Annotated in this window: 18 protein-coding genes and 1 tRNA gene; 10 read left to right on the top strand and 9 right to left on the bottom strand. The window is 33.2% G+C overall.

Going from position 1 to position 19386, the window contains the following annotated elements:
* Positions 1–39: 39 nt before the first annotated feature.
* Together AC3Y25_RS14150 and map are read right to left on the bottom strand one after the other, a co-directional pair.
* The gene (locus AC3Y25_RS14150; RefSeq protein ID WP_250834040.1) at positions 40–444 is read right to left on the bottom strand and encodes a GxxExxY protein; all 405 of its coding nucleotides are present in this window, start codon (positions 442–444) and stop codon (positions 40–42) included.
* Between the two features lie 67 nt (positions 445–511).
* Positions 512–1330 (bottom strand): type I methionyl aminopeptidase, encoded by an 819-nt coding sequence (map, locus tag AC3Y25_RS14145; protein ID WP_489903174.1) that lies wholly within the window; start codon positions 1328–1330, stop codon positions 512–514.
* A 222-nt stretch (positions 1331–1552) separates the two neighbouring features.
* Here map and AC3Y25_RS14140 point away from each other — a divergent pair, with 222 nt between their 5' ends.
* Positions 1553–2806 (top strand): DUF445 domain-containing protein, encoded by a 1254-nt coding sequence (locus AC3Y25_RS14140; protein ID WP_379796270.1) that lies wholly within the window; start codon positions 1553–1555, stop codon positions 2804–2806.
* A gap of 228 nt (positions 2807–3034) precedes the next feature.
* Here AC3Y25_RS14140 and gpmI read toward each other — a convergent pair whose 3' ends face one another.
* Together gpmI and AC3Y25_RS14130 are read right to left on the bottom strand one after the other, a co-directional pair.
* Positions 3035–4552, bottom strand: a complete 1518-nt coding sequence (gene gpmI / locus AC3Y25_RS14135; RefSeq protein WP_250834037.1) for a 2,3-bisphosphoglycerate-independent phosphoglycerate mutase — start codon at positions 4550–4552, stop codon at positions 3035–3037.
* Between the two features lie 141 nt (positions 4553–4693).
* Positions 4694–7123, bottom strand: coding sequence for a DUF5916 domain-containing protein (locus AC3Y25_RS14130; protein ID WP_489903173.1), 2430 nt, complete (start codon positions 7121–7123; stop codon positions 4694–4696).
* Between the two features lie 301 nt (positions 7124–7424).
* Here AC3Y25_RS14130 and AC3Y25_RS14125 point away from each other — a divergent pair, with 301 nt between their 5' ends.
* Positions 7425–8150: a murein L,D-transpeptidase catalytic domain family protein gene (locus AC3Y25_RS14125; protein ID WP_320492789.1), complete on the top strand. Its 726-nt coding sequence runs from the start codon at positions 7425–7427 to the stop codon at positions 8148–8150.
* Here AC3Y25_RS14125 and AC3Y25_RS14120 read toward each other — a convergent pair.
* Positions 8139–9722 (bottom strand): L,D-transpeptidase family protein, encoded by a 1584-nt coding sequence (locus AC3Y25_RS14120; RefSeq protein ID WP_489903172.1) that lies wholly within the window; start codon positions 9720–9722, stop codon positions 8139–8141. The two genes, AC3Y25_RS14125 and AC3Y25_RS14120, sit on opposite strands and share 12 nt — an antisense overlap.
* Before the next feature lies 1 nt (position 9723).
* Positions 9724–10161 carry a GNAT family N-acetyltransferase gene (locus AC3Y25_RS14115; protein ID WP_489903171.1) on the bottom strand — a complete coding sequence of 146 codons (438 nt, stop codon included), beginning with the start codon at positions 10159–10161 and terminating at the stop codon, positions 9724–9726.
* A gap of 135 nt (positions 10162–10296) precedes the next feature.
* On the opposite strand from AC3Y25_RS14115, the gene AC3Y25_RS14110 reads away from it, so the two are divergent.
* Positions 10297–10369: transfer RNA gene (locus tag AC3Y25_RS14110), tRNA-Gly, on the top strand.
* A gap of 167 nt (positions 10370–10536) precedes the next feature.
* Here the strand turns inward: AC3Y25_RS14110 and pepE are convergent.
* Entirely contained in the window at positions 10537–11244 is a 708-nt protein-coding gene (pepE, locus tag AC3Y25_RS14105; protein ID WP_489903170.1) for a dipeptidase PepE, read from the bottom strand.
* Between the two features lie 194 nt (positions 11245–11438).
* Between pepE and AC3Y25_RS14100 the strand changes: the two genes are divergently transcribed.
* The 7 genes from AC3Y25_RS14100 to AC3Y25_RS14070 all read left to right on the top strand — a co-directional run bounded on the left by AC3Y25_RS14100 (position 11439) and on the right by AC3Y25_RS14070 (position 17513).
* Complete coding sequence (locus tag AC3Y25_RS14100; protein ID WP_489903169.1) at positions 11439–12176, top strand: carboxypeptidase-like regulatory domain-containing protein; 738 nt, start codon at positions 11439–11441, stop codon at positions 12174–12176.
* A complete protein-coding gene (locus AC3Y25_RS14095; RefSeq protein WP_489903168.1) occupies positions 12163–12891 on the top strand; it encodes a carboxypeptidase-like regulatory domain-containing protein in 729 nt (242 codons plus the stop codon). Before AC3Y25_RS14100 ends, AC3Y25_RS14095 begins: the two co-directional genes overlap by 14 nt.
* Positions 12881–13636 carry a BamP family beta-barrel-assembly machinery protein gene (gene bamP / locus AC3Y25_RS14090; RefSeq protein WP_095928559.1) on the top strand — a complete coding sequence of 252 codons (756 nt, stop codon included), beginning with the start codon at positions 12881–12883 and terminating at the stop codon, positions 13634–13636. Before AC3Y25_RS14095 ends, bamP begins: the two co-directional genes overlap by 11 nt.
* Positions 13633–14139, top strand: coding sequence for a DUF6702 family protein (locus AC3Y25_RS14085; RefSeq protein ID WP_250834028.1), 507 nt, complete (start codon positions 13633–13635; stop codon positions 14137–14139). The genes bamP and AC3Y25_RS14085 overlap by 4 nt, the downstream gene beginning before the upstream one ends.
* Positions 14140–14205: 66 nt before the next feature.
* On the top strand, positions 14206–16449 hold the full coding sequence (locus AC3Y25_RS14080) for a M1 family metallopeptidase (protein WP_489903167.1): 2244 nt from the start codon (positions 14206–14208) through the stop codon (positions 16447–16449).
* Positions 16450–16602: 153 nt separating this feature from the next.
* Entirely contained in the window at positions 16603–16950 is a 348-nt protein-coding gene (locus AC3Y25_RS14075) for a Sec-independent protein translocase subunit TatA/TatB (RefSeq protein WP_095928562.1), read from the top strand.
* On the top strand, positions 16950–17513 hold the full coding sequence (locus AC3Y25_RS14070; protein WP_489903166.1) for a phosphatase PAP2 family protein: 564 nt from the start codon (positions 16950–16952) through the stop codon (positions 17511–17513). Before AC3Y25_RS14075 ends, AC3Y25_RS14070 begins: the two co-directional genes overlap by 1 nt.
* A gap of 262 nt (positions 17514–17775) precedes the next feature.
* On the opposite strand, the gene AC3Y25_RS14065 is transcribed toward AC3Y25_RS14070, so the two are convergent.
* Positions 17776–18495, bottom strand: a complete 720-nt coding sequence (locus AC3Y25_RS14065) for a phytanoyl-CoA dioxygenase family protein (RefSeq protein WP_427872259.1) — start codon at positions 18493–18495, stop codon at positions 17776–17778.
* A 175-nt stretch (positions 18496–18670) separates the two neighbouring features.
* Positions 18671–19312, bottom strand: coding sequence for an O-methyltransferase (locus tag AC3Y25_RS14060; protein ID WP_489903165.1), 642 nt, complete (start codon positions 19310–19312; stop codon positions 18671–18673).
* Positions 19313–19386 lie beyond the last annotated feature (74 nt).

Raw genomic sequence — 19386 nt, 5'->3', positions numbered from 1 at the left:
GGGTTATTTCGCAGAGTTACACAAAGTTTGCACAGAGCTTCACAAAGTGTTTATAAATCTTTTTATATTGTTTTTTAATATTTTTGAATCAAAATTAATAAGCAATCCTAATGGATAATTTCCTAATTTTAGGTAGGTTAATATTTGAGCAAAATGGACATCTGTAAAAGCCTCAACAGTTTTTAATTCGATGACAATTTTATTTTCAATCAGCAAATCTATTCTATATCCGTGATCTAATTTTATGTCTTTATAAATTATAGGTAAAGCTTTTTGTTTTTCAACAATTAAACCTGAATTCATAATTTCATAATACAAACATTCTTGATAAGCAGATTCTAATAAACCTGGACCAAGCTGTCTATGAACTTCAATTGCTAAACCAATAATTTTATACGAAATAGCATCCAGTTCATCTTGTGAGACTAAATTTTGAGAATACATTTTAAAGGCGTATAAATAATTTTTTGTGAATCTTGGCGTATATCTCTGTGAATCTCTGTGGAATACCTTATACCACTAAAGGAACTTGTCTGAATTCATCTTCTTCGTTGCTCTCAATTCCAAGGGCTTTGTAGATGTATTGGAAAGTCGATAATAATTCTGGTTTTCCATCAATTAAAGCTACATCGTGCTCAAAATGTGCACTAGGTTTTCCATCTGCAGTTAAGATTGTCCAACCATCTTTGAGTTGTTTGATGTTTCTAGTTCCCATGTTGATCATAGGTTCGATTGCTACAACCATTCCTTCCACAAAAAGCTTTCCGCGTCCGCGTTTTCCGTAGTTTGGCATTTCTGGTTCTTCGTGCATTTTTTGCCCAACACCATGACCAACCAATTCACGAACTACTCCGTAACCGTGAGCTTCAGTATATTTTTGAATCGCATTTCCAACATCTTCTACGCGATTTCCTGCTTTAAATTCTCTAATTCCAACGTAAAGAGATTCTTTAGTAACACGTAAAAGTTTTTTAACTTCTGGTGCAACTTCTCCAATTTCGAAACTGTAAGCGTGGTCTCCGTGGAAACCATTTTTGAATGCACCACAGTCAACCGAAATAACGTCACCATTTTTAAGAGGTGTATTATTAGGAATACCGTGAACAACTTGAGCGTTTGGACTCATGCAAAGCGAATTCGGGAAATCATACAATCCAAGGAAACTTGGAACTGCACCATGATCGCGAATAAATTCTTCGGCTAATTTGTCAAGATATAATGTAGTTACTCCTTCTTTAATTTCAGAAGCAATCATTCCTAATGTTTTTGATACGATTAAAGCACTTTCGCGCATCAATTCGATTTCCTCTCTAGTTTTTTGGATAATCATATTTTTTCCATTTTTCAGTTCGCAAAAGTACAATATTTTATCTAAATTTTTTAGCCACGAATTCTCGAATTATCTCAAAGCAAAAATTTAAAAAAAGATATTACACAAATGAATTAATAAAATTTTAAAGAAAATTCGTGAATTCGTGGCTATCAAAACAATCAATAGAGTTAAAGCGTTTCAGAAAAAAGCCATAAATTAGTAGTGCAAATGTTTATAATTATGGAAATTTCAACAGATCAAGATATAGCTAAAGTAAAAGCATTAAAGAAAATGAAAGCAACAGCTTTGTCGCTTTTGGGTTTTGCGGTGCTTCTTTTTATAATTGCCATTTATTTTAAAATTCCAATACTTCAGGCTTTTAGTGAGGCGGCAATGGTTGGAGGAATTGCCGATTGGTTTGCGGTTGTGGCACTTTTTCGTCATCCGATGGGAATCCCGATTTGGCACACAGCGATTATTCCGACCAAGAAAAATGAAATAGGAGAAAATCTTGGAAATTTTGTTTCTGAAGAATTTCTGAATCGCGAAAAAATGGAGGTTAAATTGGACGAATTTAATTTTGCTGTTAAAGCCTCAGATTGGATTTCAAACGAAGAAAATGCCAATAAAATAGCAAATGTTGTTGCCGTAAATATTATTCCCGGAATTTTACGAACAATAAAAGACGAAGATGTCAAAAGATTTATTCAGGTTCAATTTAAAGAAAAAATAGAAGGAATTAATTTCGGAAATTGGGTTGCTGTTGCTTTGGAACCTTTGCAAAAAGGAGAATTAAAAAATCAAATGCTGACGAACCTTCTCGAAGTTATGAGTGCCGAATTGACCAATAATAAAGATTTAATCAGGCAAAAAGTAAAAGCTTCGACTCCGCTTTTAAGTTTCGGATTGGCAGATAAAAGCATCACAGAAGGTGTTTTTAATGGTTTGCAGGATTTTTTAAATGAAGCTAAAAAGCCTGAAAGTGCCGTTCGTTTAAAAATTGACGAATATATTTTTAATTTTTTGGAGAAAGTAAAAAACTCCGAAGAAATGAGAATTAAAATCAATGATATGATTTTAGGTTTCGTTGGAAAAAAAGAAGTTCAAGATTACATCAACGGAATTTGGGATGAAATAAAATTGTCTATTACAAACGATTTGAACAAAGGCGATGATTCTTCGATAAAAAATAGCATTTCAAATTTAGTTCAAACTTTCGGAAACGGAATTAAGGAAGATCCTGTTATGATTGATAAAATCAACAGTTTTATAAAAAATGATTTGTTATCGGTCCTTTTAAATAACAAAAAAGTAATTGGAGATTTGATTTCGTCAACCGTAAAAAGTTGGGATGGGAAAGAAGTCTCAGAAAAATTAGAATTGGAAATAGGAAAAGATCTTCAATACATCAGAATCAATGGAACTTTAGTTGGTGGAGTTATTGGGCTTATTATTTATGGAGTGGAGCAGATTTATCATTATTTTATTGTTTGATAAAAAACATTTCCAAATATTGGGTTGTCAGGCTAAGCGAAGTCGAAGCCCATTTACGTTTCATAAGCCTTCCACTTCGCTCAGGATGACAATAAGAGTATTTATAAAATAGTTCTCGCAAAGACGCAGAGACGCAAAGTTTAATATTCTTTGCGACTTAGCGTCTTTGCGAGATTTTTTTAAGTTCCGTTTAAATGAACTTATATCACTTTTATGGTTTTAAATTTTCTACAAAAGCGAATGACAAGTCATTGCATTTGGCTGCTGAACTCCCATTAATTCTAAAATAGTAGGAGCGATATCACCTAACACACCATCTTGAATGCTTTTTAATTGTTTGTCAACTAAAATAATCGGCACTGGGTTTGTTGTGTGGGCAGTATTTGGAGAACCATCAGGATTAATCATGGTTTCGCAGTTTCCGTGATCGGCAATTACGATTGTTGTGTAATCATTTGCAAGAGCAGCATCGATAACTTTTTTCGCGCAAGCGTCAACAGCTTCACAAGCTTTAATTGCAGCTTCCATAATTCCTGTGTGCCCAACCATATCACCATTTGCGAAGTTTAAACAAACGAAATCAACTTCGCCTTTGTTCAATTCTGGAACAAGAGCATCAGCCAATTCATAAGCGCTCATTTCTGGTTTCAAATCGTAAGTTGCTACTTTTGGAGAGTTTCTTAAGATTCTTGATTCACCTTCAAAAGGAATTTCTCTACCACCAGAAAAGAAGAATGTTACGTGAGGATATTTCTCAGTCTCCGCAATTCTGATTTGTTTTTTGCCTGCTTTTTCTAAAACCTCACCAAGTGTTTCAGTGATATTATCTTTATTGTAAACTACTTTTACGTTTTGGTACGTTTCGTCGTAGTTGGTCAATGTTACATAATATAGGTTTAGTTTGTGCATGTTTTGCTCGTGGAAATCTTGCTGAGAAAGCGCTTCAGTAAGTTCACGTCCTCTATCTGTTCTAAAGTTAAAGAAGATCACAACATCGCCTTCAACAATTGTAGCAAGAGGTTTTGCATTTTCATCAACAATAACAACTGGTTCGATAAACTCATCTGTTACGTCTCTTGCGTAGCTGTCTAAAACACTTGCAACAGCGTTCGTTGATGGAGTTCCAACGCCATTTACCACTAAATCGTAAGCTAATTTTACACGTTCCCAACGTTTGTCACGGTCCATTGCGTAATAACGCCCAATAATAGAAGCAATTTTAACTGGAGTATCTTTAATATAATCTTGTAAATCATGAATATATTTTCCTCCCGATTTAGGGTCAACGTCACGTCCGTCTGTAAAAGCGTGAATGTAAACCTGATCTAAACCATATTCTTGAGAAGCATCGATTAATCCGCGAAGGTGTGAAGTATGTGAGTGAACACCACCATCTGAAACTAATCCTAAAAAGTGTACTTTTTTATTGTTGTCTTTAGCGTAAGTAAAAGCATCAATTAAAACTTGCTCTTTTGCTAAAGTTTTGTGTTCTACAGCTAAATTTATTTTGGCTAAATCTTGGTATACAATTCTTCCAGCACCAAGATTCATGTGTCCAACTTCGCTATTTCCCATTTGTCCTTCTGGAAGACCAACATTTAATCCGTCAGTTCTAAGTTGAGCGCTTGGGTAATTTTTGTATAGACTGTTTATAAAAGGAACATTTGCATTGTCTATTGCAGATACTTTAGGGTCAGGAGATTTTCCCCAACCATCTAAAATCATAAGGATAACTTTCTTGTTCATTACATTTTTGTTTTCTACAAATATAAGGCATTTCTAAAGTTTGAAACCTGAGGAATGTTACATTTATATTTAATAAAATGAACTATAAAAAAAAATATTGATTTAATTAAAGAAGCCTTTATTTTTTAAAATTAATTCACGCTAAGCTCTTTTTCTGACTTTATTTTTGACGGCATTGTAGTCAATAAAGTATTTGACACTTATAGAAAAGATATGTTTTAGGGCATCATTATTTAATAATCCTGCCACATTGTGTCTGTAATCTTTATCAATAACTCGTTCAAAATTAGCAGCATTATTTCGGTACAGGGCCGAAAGCTGACTTCCAGGTGCAAACCACCAAGAATAAGATAAATCGGCATTCCAAGAATAGAAACTTGAATTTTTGTTGTCCGTATATTGTGGATACGGACTTAGATTTCCGTTTGATTCTAAAGTCAGAATATCTTTATTGTCTGCATATGACCAATATTGGCGAACGGCCAGATTTATAGTCATGGCACTGTTTATGGCGTACTTGCCTCCTAAAGTGTTAGAATACGTAATGACGTTTCGGTTGGCAAAAATGATATCATTTGGAGTGGCATCATTATCGTCGGCATCAATCTGATCGATGTAACCTTTATTGTTATTTTTTCTTAAATAACTAAAGAAATAAGTCAGTAAAAGTTTATCGCTGAAACGATATCTCGGGCCAATATCAAAACCATAAATAATACGCTCCGATTCGTCAAATACATTCAGTGTTCCATTTAGGTCAATCGCAAATTTATGATTGTAATTGGTTGAAATGCTTCCCCAAGTTTCTATTTTTCGCGGAATTATTACATATCTGTTGTCGGCACGCGGTTCGTAATAATCATTAATTTCTATAGGATAAAAAGTGATTCCGGTTCCGTAGTAATTATTTTTTACGGTAGTTAGATTTAAGTTCGCATTAACACTATTGTCCTGCAGTTTTCCAGATTCTTTGTTGAATTCGGTATACATATTATAATTGATTCTAAATGTATTAAAACGTTTAGTTGGATTTAGAATTCTATAATTGGCATTTCCGTAAAAGTTGTAATAATTGGTATAGAAATTAATCCCAAGATCATTCGGATCATAATCTTTAGTAACAAAATCAGAACCTATGCTATATCTGTAATTTCCGCTGGTTTCGGCTAAACTTACAGTAGAATAAAAGCCATTTTTATCTTGAAGATCATTAATGTGGCTGTATTTTACGTTTCCAAATAAACTATAAGTATTGGCTTTTGTGTTTAAGTCCCAAGCTAGACCCGTTACGTTTGCATCTCTAGTATGGCCATTTCGAGTTACGTTGGTATTAATAAAAGTAACCGATGAGTTTTTTCTAAAACGCTGATCCAAAACCAATACATTATAATTGGTGAGTGGCTCTACAATTACTTGTCTTGTTTCGCCATTTTCTGTATTTTTTATGGTAGCAAAAGTTTTTTCTGTAACAGCATTTAAAACCCCAATTCCAAGTCCGTTTTTTGTTCTTCCTGATAATTTTAAAGCGTTAACTAAATTTACTGCGGCGGGCAATTCGGTAATTTCTTCATTTTCATTTAATGTTGGATCGATTGATGGAGTGCCACCAATTCTTCTAGAATAGAAAATATTTCCTTTACTAAACAAATCTGTTCCTTCTGTAAAGAATGCCCTGTTTTCGTTAAACTGTTGTTCAAAAGGGCCAAGATTTAAGATCTGATCGTCATATTTTGTCTGTCCAAAATCTGGAATTAAAATAGCATCAACTGTAAAAGCATCTGTTATACCATATTTAATATCCATTCCGCCTTTAATTGTTCCGTATGTTTTTTGTCCCTCGGCAGCATTTAAATAATACGATGCATAAGGCATAAAGAACAATCGAGTAGGAGGTTTGATGTTTTCAATTCCTTCAAAAGTTCCGGCCTGCTGTGTAAAAGTGCCAATCTTTCTGTCGACAAAATTCCAAGTATATTTATAACGGTCACGTTTAATTTCTCTAAAGAAATTGATTCCCCAGATTTGTTTGTTTTCTCCTGAAAAACGTAACGCCGAGTACGGAATTTTCATCTCAACCACCCATCCATTTTCTGCCATAGCAGCTTTACTGATCCAAACCGCATCCCAAGAATAATCTTCACCATTGGCATCGGTCATGATACAATCGCCTTGAACATCGGCTGCAGAAACGTAAAACATAAAATCCTGTTGTCCGTCATTGAAGCCGTTTATAAAAACACCAAATAGATCTGCCGTTCCAAAATTATCACGCTGAGAGATTTCCTTTAAAATTTTAGAAGGTTCATCATCGTACATCATTGCACCAATATAAATGGCATCATTATTATATAGGACTTTTACTTCTGTACGTTTTTCATGCGGAATAGCTTTTCCATTGTCTGGCTCCAGCATTATAAAGTCTGTAGCAACTGGTACATTTTCCCAAGCAGGTTCATCTAGTTTTCCATCAATAGAAATAGTATTCGAAGTTACTTGTGCCTGAATTGATTTTTTCTGGCCATAACTCCATACAGAGCATATTAGAAAACAGAAGAATAGGATTTTTTTCATTGGTTTTTTGATGCGAAATAAAATGCAAATGTATTTTTTATAGTAGAAATAGACTCTATTTTGTTCTACTTGTTACAGTTTTTGTTTCAAGATTTCCATTTTTGTTTCATTTTTTTTAAGAAATAGGCCAAAATGTTGTGATTTTTTCTGTAAGGCAAAATCTTACAGAAAAAGCATTTTTATGTTAATTATGTTAAAATTTAAGTAAAAAAGGCCTGAAAATCAGGCTTATATTTTGCAAGGCGTGTTTTTTTTATATTTTTGTGATACCCAAATTTTTTGTTTAACCTAAAGAAATTCAATGATTTACAAAATTTATCCGCTATTTGTGTTTTTGCTGTTGTCTTTTGGAAAAGATTCAAAAAGCACACCCGACCTTAAAAAAAATGCCACTGTAAAAGCGATTGCTAAAGTCGAAAAAGTTACAGTAGATTCTAAAATCGAGAGCGTTTATAATTCATTAAATTCAAACAACTTTAAAATGCCCGAACTTAAAACTTTTTCGGAAGCTTTAAAAGGATTTTATTTGTTGAAAGAAAAAGGAGTGATTAAGAAAAATATCTTAACACTGATTGATTTTAGTTTGTCATCAAACTCCAAACGTTTGTGGGTGATTGATTTAACTAGCAATACTATTTTATTTAATTCTCTTGTCGCTCACGGAAGAAATACTGGTGAAGAATTTGCTTCAGCATTTTCAAATCTTAATTCTTCATTTAAAAGTAGTTTAGGATTTTATGCAACTGGCGAAATTTATCAAGGAAAACATGGTGCTTCACTTCGTTTAGATGGCCTAGAAAATGGTGTAAACGACAATGCTCGTGAAAGAGGCGTTGTAATGCACGGTGCAGACTATGTGTCTGAATCTTTCATCAGAGATCATAAAAGATTAGGCAGAAGTCAGGGCTGTCCTGCAGTTCCAGTTGAATTGACAAATGAAATTATTCAATTAATAAAAGACAAATCGTGTTTATATATCTATCATCCATCTAGAAGCTTTTCGATGGAGGAGAGGTTAATTTCTTAATTGATCATATAAATCCGAATCTAAATCATAAATATCAGCTCTGAAAATGAGCTGATTTTTTTTGCTCCATGCCGTCCAATACCATTGGTATAAAGCATATTTTTTGGTAATCTTAAAACTCATCGTTGTTTTGCTTGCAATAATTGTGTCGATTCTGTCTTGAGGCCAGTTTCCGTCAACATCTAATATGTGTTGTGCAAGTTCTAATGGATTTTCAACACGCACACATCCAGAGCTCATAGAACGATTATTACGTCCAAAAACACCACGGTGATTGGTATCATGCAGATAAACACTGTGATGGTTTGGGAACAAAATTTTCATTAATCCCAACGAATTATTAGAGCCGGGACTTTGTACATATCGATAATTATTAGGTTTGTTTTCATTCCATGCCATTGGGGAAACTACCTTTCCAGAAGTATCATAAATCGTAATGTTTTTATTGGCGAGATAATTTCGGTTCCTTTTCATTGCTGGAACGACATCTTCTTTTAAAATTGTTGGAGGAACAGTCCAAGTCGGATTAAAAACAACCGTTTTTAAGAAAGATGTAATAATAGGTGTTCTTCTTTTGCTAGTTCCTACTACAACATTTCGAACCAAAGTGGTGTCCTGATTTTCAACAACGTTTAAGCTGTAATCGGGAATATTTATAATAAAATAATTTTCAGCCAATTCTGACGGATACCATCTCCAACGCTCCAAATTGGCAATTATCTGTTTTTTTCTGCTTTCTTTAGAATAGTTTAAAGCACGAATAGTTCCTGCTCCGATAACGCCGTCAGAAGCTAAGCCATGTCTTTCTTGAAATCTTTTAACGGCTTCAAAAGTTTTTTGATTGTAAATTGTTGTTAGACTGTCCTTTCCTGACATGTCGTTCCAATACAAAAGCCTTTTTTTGATGTTTATTAAGGCAGGATTGGTATCGTTTAAAACGATTTTATCAGCAGCTTCAATCGGTTTTACATGATCATCTGAAAAAGTGTTTATGATTTGAAGTGCTTTTAACAGCTCTTTGTAAATTTGTGTTTTAGGCTGAAGGTTTTCAACAACGCTGTCCAATTTGTTTTTGTTGAATCCTTTAATTAAAACAGAATTTACATCAAATTCCTTCGCGTCCAAATCCCAATTGGTATATAATTTTTTAGGGTCTAGCTTTCCTTTATAAATATGATTTAAATATTTCTCAAAATTATAAGTCAGTAAAATGTCATAAGCAGCCAAATCTTTATCGCTAAGCGAAGTCACTTTGCTTTCAAATTTTTTCAGCTGAGATATTTTGTAATCTTCTGGTTCTAAGCCTAGTTCTTCAGATTTTTCTAATTGCGATAAAACAAAAGCTCTCTTTTTAAGATTTCCCCAAACCGTTTGATTTTCAGATGCAATGTAAAATTGTTTCAACGTTTCGCTTTTAAAAACGTTTATCGTTGCAGTATCTATTTCAACTTTTCTCTCATCAGTAAGTATAATTGCTGGCACCTTTTTTTTGACAATGGGTGTGATTTCAGGGCGCTCTTTTTTGCAGCCCACAAGAATACATATTACTACTAAAAAGTAGATTTTTTTCATATTATAATTTTTTAAACATCAAATAATGTTCGCCAACATCTTTAATATCAAACGCTTCGCCTACTGTTTGGTAGCTCATTTTTTGATAAAAGCCTACGGCGGCTGTTCTTGCATTGAACCAAATCAGATCCACTTGATTTTCATTGCAATAGGTTTCGCAATGTTTTACCAAAGCCTCTCCAAACCCCTTTTTTTGATGGGTACCTAAAACAGCCATCCCACGAATTTGCGCCTGATTTTGTGCGGCAAATATAGTGTTGATTTTATCAAATAATGAAATAATTCCTATTAAATATTCATCCTCAAATAAACCAAAATGATGAGTAGACTCTAAATCATCGCCTTCAAACACGCAACTTTCGATAGGTTTTCCTTTTCTTAATACAGGTTGGCGAACAGCATAAGTTTCTTTTGATGTAATTTCTCTAATTGTAATCATGATTTTTTGAAAAAATATTGCATTTATAACTTTTTAATTTTAAATAAGTTATAAAAAAATGTTGTTTTTTATTGATTTTTTTTGCCGAAAAGCTTGTTTTTAACTGAACTTTCTTTCTATATTTGCACAACCAATGCGAAAGTAGCTCAGTTGGTAGAGCTCCAGCCTTCCAAGCTGGTTGTCGCGAGTTCGAGCCTCGTCTTTCGCTCTTCAAAAGCCTCAAACATTGTTTGAGGCTTTTTTGTTTTTAGACTAAACGTAAATTCCAATATTTTTAAAATTGCTTCGCCTGTTCGCTATCGCTCGGGTCCAAATCCCAATTCTGTATTTATTATGTTGACTTAATTTTGGAATTTGGAATTTTAAAATTGGATTTTACTTTAAATCACTTAAGTCGCTTTCTGATTTTAATTCTTGCGCTTCTTGATTTTGTCTAAACAATCTCGCAGATAAAGAACCTTTCAAAGTAATTTTATCGCCTTTTACTTCAAGCCAGCTTCCTTCTCTTAAACCTAAAACCGGAATCGAATTGAACGCATGAAATTCTTTGATTCTTGTTTCGCGAGTTTCTCCCATGTGTTTAGATTGCAAATCGGCATCCAGATAATGTGGGTTTAAGTTAAATGGAATTAATCCTAAAGTCTGAAAACTTGGAGGATAAATAATAGGCATGTCATTGGTAGTCTGCATTGACAAACCGCAAATATTGCTTCCTGCGCTTGATCCTAAATACGGAGTTCCATTTTTTGCAGTTTCAGAAAGTAACTGCATAATATTATTTTTATAAAGCTGGGTAACTAGTAAAAACGTGTTGCCTCCGCCTGTAAAAATTCCTTCAGCATTTTTTACAGCATCTTGCGGATTTTCAAATTCATGAATTCCTTTAACATCAATGTTGATGCTCGCAAAAGCCTCCGCAGCTTTTTGGGTATACTCATCATGGGAAATTCCGCCAGGACGCGCATATGGAATGAATAAGATGGTTTTACAGTTTTTAAAATGTGTTTTTAAAGTAGGTAAAATATATTCTAAGTATTTGCCTCCGTGTAAAGTAGAGGTGCTTGCAATAATAACGCTTTTCATGATTTTTTAAACTCAAATTTTGTTTGTTAAAGATATTAAAAACTCTGTTTTTGTCTAAGTTTTTAATGTTTTAATTAACATATTTTTACGAAGTCATTAGTATTAAATTTGGAAGGACTTGAGATATTTTTACCGTTTTAAGAATATTTCTAGTTTATTTTATTTTGTTTCAGAAAATTACTTGTTTTTTAATTGTGGTCGCGGGCCAGGTTTGTTGGTCTCAAAGTCAAGATCGTTCTGCTTTCAATGGGAAAGTGGTCTCAAGCACTTTGGATTTGGATGGTATTTATGTCATTAATGCGCAAACAGAAGAAACAGTAACAACAAATGCGTCTGGATCTTTTTCAATCTTGGCAAAACCAACGGATGTTCTTGTTTTTTCTTCAATAAGCTTTAAAGAAAAAAGAGTGATGCTGAAACAAGAAGATTTTTCAAATCTTAATTTTGCCGTTAATCTTACTATGATTATGTATCAATTGCAAGAGGTTGTGGTAAAACGGTATGATAATATTAATGCCGAAAGTTTGGGAATAATTCCTATGGGGCAAAAGAAATATACTGCAGCAGAACGTAAATTACAGACGGCGACTGCGTTAAATGCTACAGCAAATGCAGGGTCAATGGCCGGTGGTTCTATTTCTGCAGATCCGCTACTGAATTTTTTCTCAGGAAGAACAGCTATGCTTAAGAAAGAAGTTGCGGTTGAGAAAAAGGAATTTTTCATGAGACTTCTAGAAAATATGTTTAGTCTGGATCATTTTATTGACCGATTAAAAATTCCGGCAGATTATGTAAAGGGATTTGAATATTATGCGATAGAAAATGATAAGTTTACGGTGATTTTGAATTCTAAAAATAAAACTTCTACAGAATTTCTTTTAGGAGAATTGGCTGTAAAATATAAAGAAATGATTGCTGGTGAGGGTAAATAAGATTATATCGATTATTGTCTTTCTTTTTTTTGTTCAGATTGGTTTTGGACAAAAAACAGATTTGAAGTTATTGGTGGGAAGAGTGCAAGAACAATCGACTTCGCTTGAAGGGGTTAATATTATAAATAATGCCACGCAAGCTGCTACAGTTTCAGATTCTGAAGGTAATTTTTCGATTGCAGTGCATGAAGGAGACGTTTTGGTTTTTTCTGCTGTAAACTTAGACCCTGTTAAACGAAGAATATCGGCAGAAGATTTGACTGTCAATTCTTTAGTTATAAAAATGACGGCTAAGGAAGTGGAGTTGAAAGAAGTAATTGTCAATGAAAACGCGAATATAACGGCTGAGAATTTAGGAATTATTCCGTACGGACAAAAAAAATATACGCCTGCAGAACGAAAAGTTTATACAGCAACTTCGACTTCTGTAGATAAGTTATTAAATGCGATTTCGGGACGAACTTCGATGCTAAAAAAAGAGGTGAATGTAGAGAAAAAAGAAGCGCTTTTTAGAAAATTGGAATACCTTTTTGAGGAGAATTATTATACAGATAGATTGAAAATTCCAGTTGATGATATTAAAGGATTTCAATTATTTTGTGTGGATGATGCTGATTTTGCTGTATCTTTGAATATCAAAAACAAAACAATGAGTATGTTTTTAATCACAGATCTAGCAAGAAAATATCTAACAATTCTCGAAAATGAAAAATAAATTAGGAGTACTCGTTGTATGCTTATTTTGTCAAATTGTATTAGGGCAAAACGGTTTCAGGAAACCATTACACGGTCAGGTTATAAATGATTTTTTAGCCATAGAAAGTGGTTATGTAATGAATATTAATGCTAATGTTAGGACATTTATTGGTTCTGGCGGTTTATTTGATATTGTTGCACAGCCAAAAGATACTTTATTATTCTCAGGCCTTACATTTCAATCAAAAAAAATAGTTTTAACCGAAAAAGATTGTGCTGAGATCCTTTTAAAAGTAAAATTAGATTTAGTTAATAATCAGCTTAAAGAAGTTGTTGTTCATAAAGAATTAAAAGTAAAAGCGTTACAAGGCGGTTCGCAGAAATATGTAGATATGCAGTTTGAAGACGATCAACAGTCTACTGCAAAAAACAATGCAATGCTTTCTGATCAGACTATAAAGTATGGAACTGACTTTGTGCGAATCTTTAAAGATGTCAAAAAACTTTTGAGTAAAAAAGACGAAGTAAGAGAGGAAGAAGTTACCGATATTGCTTTTGTAGAATACGCTAAAGATAATTTTACAAAAGATTTTTATTCTAAAACGCTTAATCTAAAAGATGATGAAGTAGAGCTTTTCTTAATGTATTGCTCAAACGATCCGCATTCTAAAGACTTGGTAAATCCAGATCAGAAATTTCAGTTAATGGATTTTATGATTAATAAGAATAAAGAATTTAAGAAAGCTGAGGCTACTCAAAAATGAAAAAAAAGTTAGTTTTCCCTTTGCTGGGAGTTTTGTTTGTATTGTCTTCGGCATTTGCTTTTCATAAATTTTATGTTGGTGTTTTTCAGGTAAATTATGCGGCAGAAAAGAAAATGCTGCAAATTACTTCCCGCATTTTTATTGATGATTTAAATAATGCAATGGAGAAAAAGTATCACAAAAAAACATTTGTTGGTACAAGCAAAGAAACTCCGGCAGATGTTGAATTATTAAAAAAATATTTATCAGAACACTTTCTGATTAAAGTAAATGGGCAATCAAAAACAATAACTTTTTTGTCTAAAGAAGTAGAAGCTGATGATGTTTTGGTCTGTTATTCCAGAATTAAGGATATAGATAAGTTTAAAACACTTGAAATTTCGAACACTATTTTGGTAGATTGGAATTCAGAACAGCAAAACATTACACATATTTCAGCATTTGATACAAAAAGAAGTGTTCTTTTTACAGAATCTTCAAGGAAAGAATTGTTAAAATATTAAGGTATTAGTAAAATTAATGTTTTAATTACTATTTTCACAGCCTAAAGAAATTACCATTAAAATTTTATGAAAAAACTTTCATTATTATTACTTTTTCCTGCAATGTTAGTAGCGCAGGATAAAGCAACAACCACACCAACCAAACAACAGGGAAAGTACGATACGAACAAGTTTAGCCAAATGTACGATTTGCTGGCAACACCAAATATGTTTCGTACGGCTTCTGGAGCTCCAGGACCTGCTTATTACCAACAACAAGCAGATTACAAAATTGATGTTGAATTGGATGATAAAAATTCAAAATTAAGCGGATCTGAAACTATTACCTATACAAATAATTCGCCAGATAGTTTGGAATATTTATGGGTGCAGTTAGATCAAAATCAAGCAAAAGCAAATACGCAAACCTCATTGGCAGAAAGTGACAAAATAAGTCAGGTTCTTCCATTGGATGGTTTTTCTTCTAAATATTTGAAAAAAGATTTAGAGCGCGGTTTTAATATTGAACAAGTTAAAGACGCTAAAGGAAGTGCATTGTCTTATACGATCAACGAAACGATGATGCGTATTAATTTGACTTCGCCATTAAAACCAGGAGAAAAAATTTCTTTCTCAATAAAATGGTGGTACAATATCAATAACTACAGAAAAGAAGGCGGTCGTTCAGGATACGAATTATTCGAGAAAGACGGAAATAAATTATATGTAATCGCACAATTCTACCCAAGAATGGCAGTTTACAACGATGTTGAAGGATGGCAGAACATGCAGTTCTGGGGAAGCGGAGAGTTTGCTCTTCCTTTCGGAAACTTTGATGTAAATATTACAGTTCCTGCAGATCACGTGATCGATGCAACTGGTGAGTTAATGAACAGAAGTGAAGTCTTTACTGCTGAACAAGTTAAACGATATGAGCAAGCTCAAAAATCATTTGACAAACCTGTTGTTATTGTAACACAGGCAGAAGCAGAAGCAGCTGAAAAAGGTTTTTCTGAAAAGAAAAAAACTTGGAAATTTAGGGCTAAAAATGTTCGTGATTTCGGAATTGCTTCTTCTAGAAAATTCATTTACGATGCAATGGCTGTGAAAATTGGAAATAGAACTGTTATGGCAGAATCTGTTTATCCAAAAGAAGCAAACCCACTGTGGGGAGAAACTTCTACAATGGTTGTAGCACATACTTTAAAAAGTTATTCTTCTCATACTTTTGATTATCCTTATCCAAAAGCAGTTTCTGTTTCGGCAGAAGATCAAGGAATGGAATATCCAATGATTTGCTGGAATTATGGTCGTCCAGATGAAAATGGAGTGACAAGCAGAGAAGTGAAAAACGGAATGATTGGTGTTATTATTCACGAAGTTGGACACACTTTCTTCCCGATGATTGTAAACTCAGATGAGCGCCAATGGACTTGGATGGATGAAGGTTTGAATTCATTTTTAGAGTATCTGGCAGAGCAGGAATTAGATCCAAATTTCCCTTCAAGAAGAGGACCAGCAAAAAATATCGTTCCTTACATGAGCGGTGACCAAAAGTTTTTAGAGCCAATTATGTCAAACTCTGAGACTATTCACCAATTTGGAAATAACGCTTACGGAAAACCAGCTACAGGTCTTAATATTTTGAGAGAAGTAGTTATGGGAAGAGAATTGTTTGATCACGCATTCAGAACGTATGCAAATAGATGGAAGTTTAAGCATCCAACACCAGAAGATTTCTTTAGAACAATGGAAGATGCTTCGGCAGTAGATTTGGATTGGTTCTGGAGAGGATGGTTCTACTCAACAGATTTCGTAGATATCGGAATTAAAGACGTAAAACAATATTACGTTTCAGATACTCCAACTACAGACATTAAAGATGTAAAAGTTAGAAAAGGACGTTTTGGTTTTGAAAAAGGACCTTTTGTTTACTTAGTTTCTGGAGATAATGCAGAAGTAAACGATTCTAAGAAAAAAGCTTTAAAAGTGCAAGATTTCAAGTCTTTGGCAGATTACGTAGATCAGACTTTTACTGCTGAAGAAAAAGCTTCTATTAAATCTCCTAAATACTTCTATGAAGTAGAATTTAACAAGCCAGGCGGAATGATTATGCCTATCTTAGTTGAGATTACTTATGAAGATGGTTCTAAAGATAATTACAAATATCCAGCACAAATCTGGAGAAAAAGTAACGAGACAGCTAAAAAAGTATATGCTACTACAAAAGCAATTAAGAGCATTCAAATTGATCCACAATTGCTAACAGCAGATATTGATGTGACCAATAACTCTTGGCCAAAAGTAGAAACAAAGTCAAAATTTGACTAAATAAAATAGAAATTAATAAAATGCTCATCAGGTTTATAAAAGCTTGATGAGCTTTTTTATTTTAACTAAATGTATTTTCAAGGACTTTTTAAGTTAATTTTAAAACTCTAACCTGAAAAGTTTAATATCTTTGCGACAACAAAAATAAAAGTTATGTTTGGTATAGGAGGAGGAGAATTAGTTTTCATACTGTTTATAGTGCTAATGCTTTTTGGTTCTGATAAAGTGCCTGAAATTGCACGTACAATGGGAAAGGCTATGGCTCAGTTAAAAAATGCAACTAATGATATTAAAAGTGAAATTCAAAAAGGAGCAGAGGCTAATGGTCTTGATGCGAAATCTTTGAATGATATTACTGGAAATATCAACGCAGAAATTGATAATGCAAAATCTAATTTGCTTGGAGATACTGGAAACCTTTTAGGAGACACTACAGCTGAAATCGAAAAAGTAAAAGAAGATATTGATACTCTTTCTGGACCTATTAAACGCCAAATGTAATGCTTGAAAAAATACAGGAATTAGATAAAGATCTTTTAATCTATCTTAACGGATTAGGTTCTGAAACATACGACAAATTATGGCTTATTATTACCAATCAATTGTATTGGACGCCATTTTTTCTATTACTATTCTATCTTATTTATAAAAAAATAGGAGGAAAACAAACCCTGTATTTGTTGCTTTTTATAGCTGTTCTAATTGCTTTTACAGATCAGACCTGCAATTTATTCAAACACACTTTTCAGCGTTTGCGACCATGCAATGATCCAGAAGTAAATACAATTATTAGAGTTGTTCAGGTTAGAAAATCATATAGCTTTTTCTCTGGACATGCTGCCAATACTATGGCGGTTGCAACTTTCTTATTTTTGATTTTAAAACGCTATTTCAAATATTTCGGATTCATATTTCTTTGGCCTTTAGTTTTTGCTTACAGCCGAATTTATTTAGGATTACATTTTCCAGTTGATATCCTTACTGGGTATTTCTTCGGAGCACTTTTCGGATTTTTACTTTATTTAGTTTATAGAAAATTAAAACCACAGTATTTTCCAGGATAGTTCTTTTTAAAGGTGCTAAGGTTCTGAGATTCTAAGTTTTTTTTTAAAAGGTGCTAAGATTCTAAGGTTTAAAGATATATATTATAAATTGCCTCCAGCTTTAGCTGGAGGTTTTTTTATTGGCAAATAAAAAGGCTTTAGCCAAATATTATGAAGTATTTGGCTAAAGCCTTAGGTAGTTAAATTATATACCTCCAGCGAAAGCAGGAGACAAGTGAGTAGTGTAAAACTTAGAATCTCAGAATCTTAGTGTCTCAGAACCTTAGTTAATGATTGTTTTTTCGCTCCATTCCAAACCATTTGGAAGTTGCTGTTTGCTAAATTCAATATGAATGACTCTTCTGCGTTCGTTGTTTGTGGTTTTGTTTGATGCATGAAATAATAAGGGCTTCATGATCATAATACCGCCTTTTTCGACTTCACAAATTGTTTCTTTTTCAGTTTCAAAATCTAGATTCTCAATTCTCAAAATTCCTTTTGAATGAGAGTTATTAATCACTTTTAAAGCGCCATTCTCTTTAGTGGTTTTGTCAATATGAATTCTGATTGTAAAATTATTTTCTAATATTTCTGTAGGTGGCTGAACCGCAAATTGATTTTGTTTTACTGTCCAATTTTCAAAATTTTCCGCTTCAATTTTTTGGTCAACAGAAATCGTTAAATCCTGATGATAAGCCACAAACCAATTTGATTTTTCCGGTTTATCAAAGTAGATAGATTTTGTTATAAAAAAGCCTTCGCCAAAAGTAGATTCGATAATATCCTGCAGTTTTTCATTAAAAATGAAGGGAAGCGTTTCAGGTATTTCTTTATGAAATTGTCTAATCGCAAATAAATCTTGAGACTTTCTAAAAGTCGTATTTTCTTGATTATCTGCAGTTTTGTTTTCAATCAGTGAAATTAGATTCTGAATTTCATTTTCTGTAAAAACATTATTTATGATTGAAAAACCTTCAGCGCTTATTTCTGTGTTATAATTCATTTTTAATAGTTGTTGAATTGCCTCCAGTCTTAGCTAGAGGAAGCCCTTCACCTTAAATTATGTTCCTCCAGTTCTAGAGGAAACTCAATAATATATTCATTCAGTATAAAAACTTAGAGTCTTAGCAAAAAAAACTTAGAATCTCAGCATTTCAGCATCTTAGCATCTTAAAAAATCACAATACTCTCGAAACCGTCAACCCATCACGAATTGGCAATAAAACCGTTTCTACTCTTGAATCGTCTTTTAAAAGCTGATTGTATTCTAAAAGTACTTTTGTGCTTACGTCATTTGGATGAACTGGTTCTAGGATTTTTCCGCTCCACAAAACATTATCAGATAAAATGATACCACCCTTATTCATTTTTGGAACAATCATTTCCCAGTAGTTCAAGTAGTTTTCTTTGTCCGCATCAATAAAAACCAAATCAAATTTTAAGTCTAAATCTGGAATAATGTTTACTGCTTCTCCTAAATGCTGAAAAATCTGTTCTCCCCAAGGAGACATATCAAAATATTTTCGCTGAAAATCGATTAATTCTTCTTTGATATCAATAGTGTGTAATTGACCATTTTCCTGCATTCCTTCACATAAGCACAAAGCAGCATAGCCTGTATAAGTTCCGATTTCTAAAATATTAACCGGACGAATCAATTTTGAGAGCATGCTTAAAACACGTCCTTGAAAATGACCGCTGAGCATTCTAGGCAAAAGTATTTTCTGATACGTTTCTTTATTAAGTTTGGCTAACAATTCTGGTTCATTTTCAGAATGCTGTTCGATATAATCTTCTAATTCTTGTGATATAAAATGCATGTTGTAGTATCTTGTAATTTGAGGGCAAAAATACAAAAATATCTGCTTGCGATTGGGCATAAAAAAACCATTCG

This window comes from Flavobacterium sp. LK-23 (assembly GCF_058135255.1).
Note: the sequence above shows the minus strand (reverse complement) of the source record. Positions and strands in the feature narration are given on the sequence as shown.